13 protein-coding genes are annotated in these 13,062 nt (G+C 62.3%); 11 read left to right on the top strand and 2 right to left on the bottom strand.

Annotated features, from left to right (window positions below; genetic code table 11):
* Positions 1 to 9 precede the first annotated feature (9 nt).
* The 3 genes from AC1RBA_RS11935 to AC1RBA_RS11925 all read left to right on the top strand — a co-directional run bounded on the left by AC1RBA_RS11935 (position 10) and on the right by AC1RBA_RS11925 (position 3,278).
* On the top strand, positions 10 to 1,104 hold the full coding sequence (locus tag AC1RBA_RS11935) for a type II asparaginase (RefSeq protein WP_121668345.1): 1,095 nt from the start codon (positions 10 to 12) through the stop codon (positions 1,102 to 1,104).
* 130 nt (positions 1,105 to 1,234) lie between these two features.
* Complete coding sequence (locus tag AC1RBA_RS11930) at positions 1,235 to 2,086, top strand: MOSC domain-containing protein (RefSeq protein WP_492418355.1); 852 nt, start codon at positions 1,235 to 1,237, stop codon at positions 2,084 to 2,086.
* A gap of 34 nt (positions 2,087 to 2,120) precedes the next feature.
* A complete protein-coding gene (locus AC1RBA_RS11925) occupies positions 2,121 to 3,278 on the top strand; it encodes a GGDEF domain-containing protein (protein ID WP_492418353.1) in 1,158 nt (385 codons plus the stop codon).
* 14 nt (positions 3,279 to 3,292) lie between these two features.
* Here the strand turns inward: AC1RBA_RS11925 and AC1RBA_RS11920 are convergent, their stop codons facing one another.
* Positions 3,293 to 5,272 carry a cation:proton antiporter domain-containing protein gene (locus AC1RBA_RS11920; protein WP_492418351.1) on the bottom strand — a complete coding sequence of 660 codons (1,980 nt, stop codon included), beginning with the start codon at positions 5,270 to 5,272 and terminating at the stop codon, positions 3,293 to 3,295.
* An 84-nt stretch (positions 5,273 to 5,356) separates the two neighbouring features.
* On the opposite strand from AC1RBA_RS11920, the gene AC1RBA_RS11915 reads away from it, so the two are divergent.
* The 8 genes from AC1RBA_RS11915 to AC1RBA_RS11880 all read left to right on the top strand — a co-directional run bounded on the left by AC1RBA_RS11915 (position 5,357) and on the right by AC1RBA_RS11880 (position 12,069).
* Positions 5,357 to 6,391 carry a KpsF/GutQ family sugar-phosphate isomerase gene (locus tag AC1RBA_RS11915; RefSeq protein ID WP_492418349.1) on the top strand — a complete coding sequence of 345 codons (1,035 nt, stop codon included), beginning with the start codon at positions 5,357 to 5,359 and terminating at the stop codon, positions 6,389 to 6,391.
* Complete coding sequence (locus AC1RBA_RS11910; protein WP_070221654.1) at positions 6,391 to 6,924, top strand: KdsC family phosphatase; 534 nt, start codon at positions 6,391 to 6,393, stop codon at positions 6,922 to 6,924. Before AC1RBA_RS11915 ends, AC1RBA_RS11910 begins: the two co-directional genes overlap by 1 nt.
* Positions 6,925 to 6,966: 42 nt before the next feature.
* Complete coding sequence (gene lptC, locus AC1RBA_RS11905; protein WP_070221653.1) at positions 6,967 to 7,578, top strand: LPS export ABC transporter periplasmic protein LptC; 612 nt, start codon at positions 6,967 to 6,969, stop codon at positions 7,576 to 7,578.
* Between the two features lie 25 nt (positions 7,579 to 7,603).
* Complete coding sequence (gene lptA, locus AC1RBA_RS11900) at positions 7,604 to 8,185, top strand: lipopolysaccharide transport periplasmic protein LptA (protein ID WP_492418347.1); 582 nt, start codon at positions 7,604 to 7,606, stop codon at positions 8,183 to 8,185.
* Positions 8,185 to 8,940, top strand: a complete 756-nt coding sequence (lptB, locus tag AC1RBA_RS11895; RefSeq protein ID WP_034753325.1) for an LPS export ABC transporter ATP-binding protein — start codon at positions 8,185 to 8,187, stop codon at positions 8,938 to 8,940. Before lptA ends, lptB begins: the two co-directional genes overlap by 1 nt.
* Positions 8,941 to 8,944: 4 nt before the next feature.
* The gene (locus AC1RBA_RS11890; RefSeq protein WP_070221651.1) at positions 8,945 to 10,423 is read left to right on the top strand and encodes an RNA polymerase factor sigma-54; all 1,479 of its coding nucleotides are present in this window, start codon (positions 8,945 to 8,947) and stop codon (positions 10,421 to 10,423) included.
* Between the two features lie 69 nt (positions 10,424 to 10,492).
* Entirely contained in the window at positions 10,493 to 10,852 is a 360-nt protein-coding gene (gene hpf, locus AC1RBA_RS11885) for a ribosome hibernation-promoting factor, HPF/YfiA family (RefSeq protein WP_070221650.1), read from the top strand.
* Between the two features lie 131 nt (positions 10,853 to 10,983).
* A complete protein-coding gene (locus AC1RBA_RS11880; protein ID WP_492418345.1) occupies positions 10,984 to 12,069 on the top strand; it encodes an enoyl-CoA hydratase/isomerase family protein in 1,086 nt (361 codons plus the stop codon).
* On the opposite strand, the gene rapZ is transcribed toward AC1RBA_RS11880, so the two are convergent.
* Entirely contained in the window at positions 12,070 to 12,933 is an 864-nt protein-coding gene (gene rapZ / locus AC1RBA_RS11875; protein WP_492418343.1) for an RNase adapter RapZ, read from the bottom strand.
* Between the last annotated feature and the right edge of the window lie 129 nt (positions 12,934 to 13,062).

Genomic DNA, 13,062 nt, shown 5'->3' with positions numbered 1-13,062 from the left:
AGGAGCACCATGTTTTCACGCAAATTCCATTCTTGTGCACAGCTGATGCTGGCCACCTTGCTGATGGGCTTTGTTGCCGCGTCCCCCGCACGCGCGCAGCAGGCGGCCGTCAAATTGCCGAATGTGGTGATCCTGGCCACGGGCGGCACCATCGCCGGCAGCGGCGCCGACAGCACCACCACCGTCGGCTACACCTCGGCCACCGTGGGCGTCGAGCGCCTGATCGCGGCCGTGCCGGAATTGAAGAAAGTGGCGAATGTGAAAGGCGAGCAAGTGTTCCAGATCGCCAGCGAAAGCATGGGCAACAGCCACTGGCTGGCCCTGGCCAAGCGCATCAACGTGCTGCTGGCCTCGAACGATGTCGATGGCGTGGTCGTCACGCACGGCACCGACACCATCGAGGAAACGGCGTATTTCCTGAACCTGACCGTGAAAAGCCACAAGCCGGTCGTGGTGGTGGGCGCCATGCGTCCCTCGACGGCCATCTCGGCTGACGGTCCCATCAACCTGTACAACGCCGTGATGCTGGCCGGCAGCAAGGAAGCCGTGGGCAAGGGCGTGCTGGTGGCCTTGAACGACCAGATCAACGCGGCGCGTGAAGTGACCAAGACAAATACGTCCACCACCGACACGTTCAAGTCGCCGGAACTGGGCATGCTCGGCTACATCCAGGGCAGCAAGCCTTTCTTCTATCGCCAGTCGACGCGCAAGCACACCCTGGAATCGGAATTTGACATCAGCAAGCTCGACGCTTTGCCCCAAGTGGACATCGTCTACGGCTATGCCAACATGAACCGTGTCGGCATGGACGCCTTCATTGCCGCCGGCGCCAAGGGCATCATCCACGCGGGCGTGGGCGATGGCAGCGTGGCCGCGCAAATGAAGCCGGCCCTGGTGGAAGCGCGCCAGAAGGGCGTGCTGATCGTGCGTTCGAGCCGCGTCGGCCAGGGCATCGTGGCGCGCAATGGCGAAGCCAACGACGATGAACTCGACAGTGTCGTATCCGACACCCTGAACCCGCAAAAAGCCCGCATCCTGCTGATGCTGGCCTTGACCAAAACCAACAGCACGCAAGAAATCCAGCGTATTTTCTACACGTATTGATCATGACCGCGCCAGATTCAGCCTCATTGGCTGAATCTGGCTGATTTACGCTTGCCCGCTTTGCTGCCATACTTCGCTTCTGAATAATTTCCTGGCAGAAGCAGCAACACTGTTCCTTCTCCCCCTGTCCATGGCTATCCTGTCCGACATCATCCTGTATCCGATCAAATCGTGCGCCGGCATCCATTTGTGCGAGGCGGTCCTGACGCGCTCAGGGCTGATGAGCGAGCACGTGTTCGACCGCGAATGGATGGTGGTCGACCCGCAGGGCCGCTTTCTGACCCAGCGCGAGCATCCGCGCATGGCGCTGATCGTGCCATCCATCAAGGCCAGCACGCTGGAATTGCGCGCGCCGGGCATGCTGCGCCTGGAAATCGAACTGGGCTTGCCGCATCCGCAACTGGCACCGGTGCTGGAAGTGCAGGTGTGGGACGACAGCGTGCGCGCCTACGATTGCGACGAGGTGACGGCGACATGGTTTTCCCAGGCCATCGGCGTGCCGTGCCGCCTCGCGCGCTTTCACCCGGACGTGGTGCGCGCCACGAGCACCAAATGGACGGATGGCGTTGCCGCCTCGACGATGTTTGCCGACGGCTACCCGGTGCTGATCGCGGGTGCCGCCTCGCTGGCCGATGTCAACGACAAGCTGCGCGCCGCTGGCCGTGAACCGCTGCCGATGAACCGCTTCCGGCCCAACCTCGTCATCGGCGATATCGGCGCCTTCGAGGAAGACTACGCCGCGTTCCTGCAATTGGGCGCGACGACCTTGAAACCCGTCAAGCCGTGTTCGCGCTGCCCGATCCCGTCGGTGGACCAGGCCACGGGCGTGCCCGGCCCGGATCCGCTCGACGTCATGCATGGCTATCGCGCCAAGCCCGAACTCGACGGCGCCATCTGCTTCGGCATGAACGCCATCGTCACCGAAGGCGGCGATGAGCGTATCGTGGTGGGGCAGGACATCGGTTTCGAACTGGCATTTTAAGCATGGCGCCCGTACACAAGGGTTTAAGGTTTCTATGAATCAAGCAATACCGCCGGACCCGCGCATTGCCAGCCTCGAAGCCGAAAACCAGGCCTTGCGCGCGCGCATGGCTTTCCTGCTGGAACAGGTCGAGCGCAACCACGACATCATGTGCCGCCACCAGGCGTTCGACCTGGAAATCGTCAGCGCGTCCACGTTTCCCGAGTTGATCGGCACCATCTTCCGCACCTTGCCCGTGATTTCCGACCTCGACGGCGTCACCTTGAGCCTGCTCGACGAGGATGACGATATCGTGCTGGTGATGGAAAAGCTGGGCGTCGATTTCAGCGCCTTCCCGCAGTTGCTGTTCGTGCATGCCGTGGCGGAGCTGGGGTTTACGTCGCCGGTGCCGGCGGCCGAGGGCGAAGCGGCCTTGCCGCCATCGCCGTTGCTCGGTGCCTTCGACGCGGCCGTGCATGGCCCGCGTTTTCCGCAGATAGCATCTCTGCGCAGCGTGGCGCTGGTGCCCTTGTTGCGCAACAAGCGCCTGATCGGCAGCCTGAACCTGGCCAGCAGCGACGTGACGCGCTTTACGCCCGCGCTGGGCACGGATTTCATCAAGCACATGGCGTCCATCATCGCCATTTGCCTGGAAAACGTGATCAGCAATGAAATGCTCAAATACATCGGCTTGACCGATTCCCTGACGGGCGTCTACAACCGCCGCTATATCGACCGCCGCCTGCTGGAAGAAATCGCCCGCGCGCGGCGCCAGAATTATTGCATCTCATGCATGTATATCGATATCGACCATTTCAAGCTGTTCAATGACAAGCATGGCCACCAGGGCGGCGATGAAGTGCTGCGCGAAGTGGCTACGCGCATCCGCACGGAATTGCGCCGCTCCGATGCGCTGGGCCGCTTCGGCGGCGAAGAATTCGTCGTGCTGCTGATCGACGCCGACCTCGACAGCGCAACGTTTGTTGCCGAACGCATCCGCGCCAGCATCGCCGGCACCATGTTTGACTTGCCGGGCAGCGCGCAAGCGTGGGTCAGCGTGTCGATCGGCGTGGCCAGTCTGGACGCGGACGCGGCGCTGCTGCCGATCGAAACGGTGGCGCAGCAACTGGTGTCGCACGCCGACCAGGCCCTGTACCAGGCCAAGGCCGATGGCCGCAACAAGGTCGTCAGCTGGCAGCCGCAGAGCAGCTGAGCAAGATCGGCTGATTATTTCAATAGCAAGGTTTCGGCCTTGGCCACGGCGTCGGCCGTGCCGCGCAGCACCACCACGTCGCCGCTGGCCAGCTGCGTTTCGGGGCTGACATCGAGGCTGCCGCGGCCGCGGCGGATGGCCGTCACAAACGCGCCGCAGCCGGCCACGTCGATCGCACTCAAGGGCAAGTCCACGCAGTGCGCCCCTTCGCTGACGGTGACCGTATGCAGGCGCTCCAGTTCGGCATCGTCGCCCGCGTCGCTGGAACCGTGGAAATAGCCGCGCAGGGACGCATAGCGCTCCTCGCGCGCCGCCTGCACCCGGTGCACCACGCGGCGCAAGGGCACGCCCATCATGATGAGCGCGTGCGAAGCGAGCATCAGGCTGCCTTCCATCAATTCCGGCACGACTTCGGCCGCACCCGCGCTTTTCAGCTGGTCGAGGTCGGTATCGTCGTGGCTGCGCACGATGACGGGCAAGGTCGGCGCCATTTCTTTGAGTAAATGTAATAACTTCAGTGCCGACGCGGTATTCGCATACGTGATCACCACGGCGCTGGCCCGGTAGATGCCGGCCGCCACCAGGCTTTCGCGCCGGCCCGCGTCGCCATACGAGACGTGGGCGCCGGCCAGCTGCGCTTCCTGCACCCGTTCCGGGTCCAGGTCCAGCGCGTGGTATTCGATCTTTTCTTCCGCCAGCAGGGTGGCCAGGCTTTGCCCGCTGCGCCCGAAGCCGGCGATCAGCACGTGTTTCTGCGAAGCCATGGTGCGCGTGGCGATCTTCGTCAGCGCCAGCGATTGCATCATCCAGTCGTTGGCGGCCAGTTTCATGACGATGGCGTCCGACTTGGCGATGAGGAAGGGCGCCACCAGCATCGACAGCACCATCGAGGCCAGCACCACCTGCACGACGAACGGGTCCATCAGCTTGATGCCGCCAGCCAGATTCAGCAGCACGAAGCCGAACTCGCCCGCCTGCGCCAGCGCCAGGCCCGTGCGCAATGACACGCCTGTCGATGAGCCGAACAGCCGGGCCAGGCCCGCGATCAGGGTGAATTTCAGCAGCACGGGGCCGCACAGCAAGAGCAGGACGAGCCACCAGTTATCAAGCACCACGCGGATATTGAGCAGCATGCCGACGGTGATGAAGAACAGGCCCAGCAGCACGTCGCGGAACGGTTTGATATCCTCTTCCACCTGGTGCTTGAATTCCGTTTCGGAAATGAGCATGCCGGCCACAAACGCCCCCAGGGCCAGCGACAGCCCGGCGCGCTCCGTGATCCAGGCCGCGCCCAGGGTGATCAGGAGCAGATTGAGCATGAACAATTCCTGCGAGCGGCGCTTGGCGACGATGGTCAGCCAGCCGCGCACCATCTTCTGGCCGAGGAACAGCAGCAAGATCAGCACGACCAGGGCCTTGCCGCCGGCCCAGGCCAGGGTTTCGGCCAGGTTGTCCGAATCGCGCGTGAGGGCGGGAATCAGGATCAGCAGGGGCACGACGGCCAGGTCCTGGAACAGCAGGATGCCGATGATTTTGCGGCCGTGTTCGCTTTCGAGTTCCAGCCGTTCCGTGAGCATTTTCGAGACGATGGCCGTCGACGACATGGCCAGCGCGCCGCCCAGGGCGAACGCGGCTTGCCAGCTCAGGTGGATGTAGGCGGACAGGTAGCGCCCGACGAACCAGCCGAAGACGACGGTGGCGATGATGGTGGTGACCACCTGCGCCATGCCTAGGCCGAAAACGATGCGCCGCATGGCGAGGAACTTGGGCAAAGAAAACTCGAGTCCGATGGAAAACATCAGGAAGACGACGCCGAACTCGGCCAGGGTATGGCTGGCTTCGTTTTCCGCCGCCAGGCCCAGCGCATGGGGGCCGATGACGATGCCGACGGCCAGATAGCCCAGCATGGGCGGCAAATGCAACATTCTGAAAGCGACCACGCCCAGCACGGCGCTGCCGAGTAACATCAGGGTCAGTTCAAGCGAGGAAAACATGGGTTGCCCGGTACGGTCAATGGAAATCGTTGTTTGTTGTGACTGGCAAGTTTTTTGCTTTCCTAATTCGTTTATACTTTGGGCATGAGTGTAACCCATGAAAAAACAATGCTGAAAGCTTTTGATCGAATTGACATGCAAGCGACCACCAAGCGCGCTGTCGCGCTGGCCCGCACCACCTTGCAGATCGAGTCCGACGCCATCAATGCGCTGCACGCGCGCCTGGCAACGGACGACAGCGTGGGCCGCGCCGTGGCGCTGCTGCTGCAGTGCAAGGGGCGTGTCGTCGTCTCGGGCATCGGCAAGTCCGGCCATATCGCGCGCAAGATCGCCGCCACCCTCGCTTCCACCGGCACGCCGGCCCTGTTCGTGCATCCGGCCGAAGCGGCCCATGGCGACTTGGGCATGGTCACCTCGGACGATGCTTTTATTGCCATCTCGTACTCGGGCGAGTCGTCCGAACTGATGGCCATCATGCCCGTCGTCAAGCGCATGGGGGGCGTACTGATTTCCATGACGGGTAAACCGAATTCCAGCCTGGCCCAGCTGGCCGATGTGCACCTGGATATTTCTGTTGAAAAAGAGGCCTGTCCGCTGAATCTGGCGCCGACGGCCAGCACCACCGTCACCCTGGCTCTGGGCGATGCGATCGCCGTGGCCTTGCTCGACTTGCGCGGCTTCAAGGAAGAAGATTTCGCCCGCTCGCACCCGGGCGGCGCCCTGGGCCGTCGCCTGCTGACGCACGTGCATGACGTCATGCGCAGCGGCGAACGGGTGCCGAAAGTACCCGTGGACGCCTCGCTGCTGCAGGCGCTGGAAGAAATGACGAAGAAGGGCATGGGCATGACGGCCGTCGTCGATGCGGACAACCGCCCCGTGGGCGTGTTTACGGATGGCGACTTGCGCCGCATGTTCGAGCGCGTGCAGGACTTCACGCAAGTGGCGATCCGCGACGTCATGCATGCGCAGCCGCGCAGCATCGCGCCCGAACGCCTGGCTGTCGATGCCGTGGCCGTGATGGAACAGTTCCGCATCAACCAGATGCTGGTCGTCGATGCCGACGGCAAGCTGGTGGGCGCCCTGCATATCCATGATCTGACGCAAGCGAAGGTGATCTGATGGAGAGCGTAGCGGACAACCTGGCGCGCGCGGCCAAGGTCAAACTGATGATCTTTGACGTCGACGGCGTGCTTACCGACGGCAGCCTGCATTTCGGCCCGGACGGCGAAATGATGAAAACGTTTAATGTGTATGATGGCCTGGGCATCAAGCTGCTGCAGGAATCCGGTGTGCAGACGGCCATCATCAGCGCGCGCCGCTCGGCCATCACGGCACGCCGCGCGCAAGACCTGGGCATTACCCATGTGCACCAGGGCGGTCACGACAAGCTGACGCCGTTTCGCGAACTGCTGGCGCTGACGGGCTTGACGGAAGAGCAATGCGGCTACATCGGCGACGACGTCATCGATGCGCCCATCCTGCGTCGCGTGGGCTTTGCCGTCAGCGTGCCGGGCGGGCGTCCGGAAGCGCAGGGCCTGGCACACCATGTGACGCAGGCCGGCGGCGGCCGCGGCGCGGTGCGCGAAATCTGTGAATTCCTGCTGCGCGCCCAGGACAACTATGCGCGCGTCATGGCGCCGTTCCTGGAGTGAGGTGCGCCTTGCCGCCAGTGACCTATGAAAGAGTGAAACCCTATGCGTAAGCCAGGAGGCGCCCATCGCTGGCGCATGATTTTTACCCTGCTGGGCGCGGTCGTCGTCGCGCTGGCCAGCTTTTGGCTGCTTGAAGTGATGAACAAGAATGGCCAGGACATCAAGGCCAGCAAGAATTTGGGTGAGCCCGACTATTTCATCACCAATTTCAGCCTGGTGCGCATGGACTTGACGGGTAAGCCCAGCTATATCGTGTCGGGCAACAAGCTCACGCATTATCCGGCCGACGATTCGTCCGATATCGACCAGCCCTTCGTGCGCAAGCTCACGCCGGGCATGCCGCCGTTGAACATGAATGCGGAACTGGCGCATATCGACCAGGACAATACCCGGCTGCAACTGCACCGCAAGGTCGTGATCGACCGCGTGGCCAGTCCGAAGGCGCAGAACCTGACCGTGAGGACGGAAGCGCTGACGGTGTTTCCGGACGAAGAAAGAATGGAAACGGACGTGCCTGTCGATATCCTGACGGGCGCCTCGCGCATCAATGGTATCGGCATGAAGGCCAATAACGCCACCGGCGTGGTGGAAGTGCAGAATGCCTTGCGCATGGTCCTCCCGCCGAAACCGCGCCCGGCCGCGGCGGCAAAATGACAGAATGAAACAAGGAAACCATACTATGAAGAACATCTTGCTGTTGAGCGTATTTTCTCTGGCCCTCATGGGCGTGGCGCATGCCGAGAAGGCCGATTCCGAGAAGGAAGCCGTCATCACGGCGCGTAGCGGCCACGTCGATGACGTCAAGCAGATTCGTACCCTGACGGGCGACGTCGTGCTGGTCAAGGGCACGCTGACCATGAAGGCGGGCCGGGCCCTGATCACGGAAGACCCGCAAGGCTACCAGTTCATCACCTTCTGGGCAGATCCCGGCAAGCTGGCCACGTTCCGCCAGAAGCGCGATGGCGCCGGCGACCTGTGGGTCGAAGGCGAAGCGGAGCGCGTGGAATACGACAACAAGACGGAAGTGGTGAAACTGTTTTCCAAGGCCAAGCTGACGCGCCTGGAGGGCACGAAAGTGACCGATGTGGCCAATGGCGCCTTCATCTCGTATGACAGCCGCAAGGAAGTATTCAAGATGGAAAATTCCGACAGCGGCACCAGCACCTCCGATGGCGGCAGCGTGCGCATGGTGATCCAGCCGAAGACCAAGGCGCCCGCGGCGGAGAGAGCGCCGGCCACACCTGTGCCAGGAACGAAATAATGGACAATACCCGTTGCGGCAGCACCCTGATCGTTCGCGGACTGCAGAAAACCTATGGCAAGCGGCAGGTCGTGCATGATGTCTCGCTGCAAGTCGAATGCGGCGAAGTGGTGGGGCTGCTGGGCCCGAACGGCGCCGGCAAGACCACCTCGTTCTACATGATCGTCGGCCTGGTGCCGTCGGATGGCGGCAGCATCGACATCAGCGGCGTGGACATTTCCAGCCTGCCGATCCACCGCCGCGCGCAGATGGGCCTGTCGTATCTGCCGCAGGAGGCGTCCGTGTTCCGCAAGCTGACGGTGGAAGACAATATCCGCGCCGTGCTGGAAATCCAGACCGTCGAAGGCCGTCCTTTGAAGAAGGCCGAGATCGAGGAACGCCTGGATAAACTGCTGGCCGACTTGCAGATTGAAAAGTTGCGCGAGAACCAGGCGCTGTCCCTGTCGGGCGGCGAGCGCCGCCGCGTGGAAATCGCCCGCGCCCTGGCCACCGATCCCCGTTTCGTGCTGCTCGACGAACCGTTCGCCGGCGTCGACCCGATCGCCGTGATCGAGATCCAGCGCATCGTGCGCTTCTTGAAGGAGCGCAATATCGGCGTGCTGATCACCGATCATAATGTGCGCGAGACGCTGGGTATTTGCGACCGTGCCTACATCATCAACCAGGGCTCGGTACTGGCGTCGGGACGCCCCGACGACATCATCGCGAACGAGTCGGTACGCCGGGTCTATCTGGGCGAACACTTCCGCATGTAAGCCAATGAAACAATCATTGCAGCTGCGCACTTCGCAGCACCTGGCACTGACGCCGCAGTTGCAGCAATCGATACGCCTGTTGCAATTGTCTACTCTGGAATTGCATCAGGAACTCGAGCAACTGCTGACGGACAATCCCTTGCTCGAGCGCCTCGACGATCCGCTCGACCGTTCGCTGCGCCTGCTGTCCGACGGGGCCTTGAGCTCCACGGCCGCGCCGGCCGAAGCGCCGCCCCAGCCGCCAGGCCAGGAGGCGCCCGCGGCGCCGGCCGAAGCGGAAACCTTTGACGGCGAGGCGGGCGAGGGCCCGGCCGCCGCGGATGGCGGCGACAGCGACTGGAGCGAAGCGAGCCGGGGCAAGGCGCCCGACGACGAAGATTCCCGCCCGCAACTGGAGGCCCATCACTGTACCCTGCGCGAACACCTGATGGAGCAGATGCGCGTGACGGTGCTCGAATTGCGCGACCGCGCGCTGGTCGAGCTGATCATCGACGCGCTCGACGACAATGGCTACCTGGAAGAGTCGCTCGACGACATCCTGGCGCGCCTGCCGGAAGAGCTGGAAATCGATGCCGACGAGATGCGCACGGCCTTGTCGCTGCTGCAAAGTTTTGATCCGCCCGGCGTGGGCGCGCGCAATGCGTCCGAATGCCTGGCGCTGCAAATCAAGCGCTTGCCGCACATCGCCATGGTGACGCGGCGCATGGCCCTCGTCATCGTGGAAAAGCACCTGGCCTGGTTTGCCCAGCGCGATTTCAACAAGCTGAAAAAAGCCCTCGATTGCGACGATGAAGACTTGCGTGAAGCGCAGACGGTAATTCGCCAGTGCAACCCGCATCCGGGCGCCGTGTTCGCTGCGGACGTGTCCGATTACGTGGTGCCCGACGTCGTCGTCAAGCGCGCGCGCAATGGCTGGCAAGTGACCCTGAACAACGACGTCATGCCGCGCCTGCGCGTCAACGCCATGTACGCCAACTTGCTCAAGCAGGGCAAGGGCGAGGGCGCCATGGGTGCACAGTTGCAGGAAGCCAAGTGGCTGATCAAGAATATGCGCCAGCGCTTCGACACGATTCTGCGCGTGGCGCAGGCGATAGTAGAAAGACAAAAGAACTTTTTTTCGCATGGGGCCGTTGCCATGCGCCCCCTTGTGCTCCGTGAAATAGCTGATACACTGGGTTTACACGAGAGTACTATCTCGCGGGTAACAACTCAAAAGTACATGCTGACCCCGCACGGCATGTTCGAGTTGAAATATTTCTTTGGTAGCCACGTCGCCACCGAAGCGGGGGGCGAAGCGTCATCGACGGCGATACGGGCATTGATCGTGCAACTGACAGGAGCAGAAGACCCTAAAAATCCTTTATCCGACAGTAAGATTGCGGACATGCTGGGGGAACAAGGCATGGTGATTGCGCGACGTACTGTTGCCAAATACCGGGAAGCGTTAAAAATTCCGCCAGTGAGCCTGCGTAAGTGTTTGTAAGTTTTTTTCGGTTCCTCTGCGGGCCGGATACGATGGACCGCACGAACCCGATCATCTTTAGGAGTGTGTATGAATCTCACCATCAGCGGACATCATCTCGAAGTGACACCAGCCATCCGTGAATACGTACAAACGAAGCTGGAGCGCGTGAAACGTCATTTCGATCAAGTTATCGATATCGCCGTGATTCTGACCGTGGATAACCTCAAAGAGAAAGAAAAACGTCAAAAGGCCGAAGTCAACCTGCGTCTGAGTGGCAAAACTGTCTATGTGGAAAGCCTGGCGCACGACCTGTATGCCGCGATCGATACCCTGATCGACAAGCTCGATAGGCAAGTGATGAAATACAAAACCAAAGTGCAAGGGCACGGTAAAGAGGCGATCAAGCATCTGCCAGACAGTTCGGAAGAAGAATTCGCCCCCGCCTAAGCGGCCCGCGACTTTCAACCGGCTGTGATCAACTAAGGGCGCACATTGCGCCCTTTTTTGCGTCCAGCGAAACGCAATGTTCGCCGCGCAGGCGCTAGAATGTTTGCACTTTCACTTCTTTCCTGCCTGCCATGAGCGACCTCGTCCAGATTTCCATCCGCCACCGCACGGGCCACATCGTGCTCGACCGTCCGAAAGCCTTGAATTCCCTGTCGCTGGAGATGGTGCGCGCCCTGAGCGCGGCCTTGCTGGCCTGGCGCGACGATCCGCAGGTGGACGCCGTGGTGATCCGCTCCAGCAGCGAAAAAGCCCTGTGCGCGGGTGGCGACATCCGTTTCTTTTACGACGCGGGCCTGGCCACGCCGCAGGGCGGCAGCGCCTTGCTGGAAGATTTCTTTACGGAAGAATATGCTTTAAATCATCTGATTCACTTCTACCCGAAACCGTATATCGCCGTCATGGATGGGGTGGTGATGGGCGGCGGCATGGGCGTGGCGCAAGCGGGGCCCGGCAACCGCCTGCGCATCGTCACGGGCCGCACGCGCATGGCTATGCCGGAAGTCAATATCGGCCTGTTCCCCGACGTGGGCGGCAGTTACTTTTTATCCCGTCTGGCGGGTCAGCTGGGCCTGTACCTGGGCTTGACGGGTTTGACGATCAACGCGGCCGACGCCCTGTACACGGGCCTGGCCGACGTGTATCTGCCCGAGGCGCAGATGGGGGCGCTGCTGGCCCTGTTCGAGTCCACGCCGGGCGAAGGCTTGCCGGTCGCCATCAAGGCGCTGGCGGCGCCTTTCCAGGCCGAGGCGGGCGCTTCCCCCCTGGCCACGGCGCGCGCGGCGCTGGACCGCCACTTCAGCGCGGGTTCGGTGGCCGCCATCATGGCCTCGCTGGCGCAGGATGACGGCGCGTTCGCGGCGAAGGCGCTGGCGGCCATGCGCCTGCGCTCGCCCTTGATGATGTCGGTGACCCTGGAGTTGCTGCAGCGGGGCGCCCACCTGGGCGTGGCCGATTGCCTGCGCATGGAGCGCACGGTGGTGCGCCACAATTTCGAACATGGCGAAGTGCTCGAGGGCGTGCGCGCGCTGGTGGTCGACAAGGACAATGCGCCGCGCTGGCAGCCTGCCAGCCTGGACGGGGTCGACGCGGCCATGGTGGCGCGTTTCTTCGCCCCCGTCTGGCCGGCGCAAGCCCATCCGCTGCGCCACCTCGACTGATTAAGAACGCTCGCGGTGGCGCAGCACGACTCTTTCTTTGGGGCCGAAATACTGCGCCAGCCGTTCCGCCATGTACACGGAGCGGTGCTGGCCGCCCGTGCAGCCCAGCGCCACCGTCAGGTAGCTGCGGTTGTCGGACTTGAACGACGGCAGCCATTTCTCGATGAAGGCGCGAATGTCGGCCAGCAGCTCCAGCGCGCTCGGTTGCGCGTCGAGGAAGGCGATCACGGGCGCGTCGCGGCCGTCGAGCGGGCGCAGGGCCAGGTCGTAATAGGGATTGGGCAAGGCCCGCACGTCGAAGACGAAATCGGCATCGAGCGGCACGCCCAGCTTGAAGGCGAACGATTCGAAGAACAGGGTCAGCGGCGCGCGCTCTGAGGCGACGATATCCTTGATCCACGCGCGCAGTTTGTTGGCGCTCAGGTCCGAGGTATCGATCACATGGCCCAGCTGTTCGATGGCCGACAGGCGTTCGCGTTCTTCCGAGATGCACTCGATCAGGGTGCGGCGGCTGGCCGGATTCTGGTTCGGACGCAACTCGTGCGACAGCGGATGGCTGCGCCGCGTTTCCGAGAAGCGCGCCACCAGCGAATGCGTGGTGGCTGTCAGGAACATGACCTTGACGTCATGCCCCTGGTCGCGCAACAGCGCGACATTGTGCGGCAAGCTGACGAGCGATTCGGCGCTGCGCGCATCGACGGCGACGGCCAGTTGCGGCGTGCCTTCGTCGAGCAAGGTTTGCACCAGGCTCGGCAGCAAGGCCGGCGGCAGGTTGTCGACGCAATAGTAGCCGGTATCTTCCAGCACATTGAGCGCGACGGATTTACCGGAGCCGGATATTCCGGTGATAAGGACGATATGCATAGCCCGATCATACAATAAAGACCGGCACCGCGCTCCCGATGCAATTATCTTTACAAATTATTGCAATTTGGGCTGTGATATTTCTTTGCTGCACGCGCCAACAATGCTGTCGGATTACGCGGGGCCTTG

The organism is Janthinobacterium sp. GW823-FHT03B06 (genome assembly GCF_058796955.1).
Note: the sequence above shows the minus strand (reverse complement) of the source record. Positions and strands in the feature narration are given on the sequence as shown.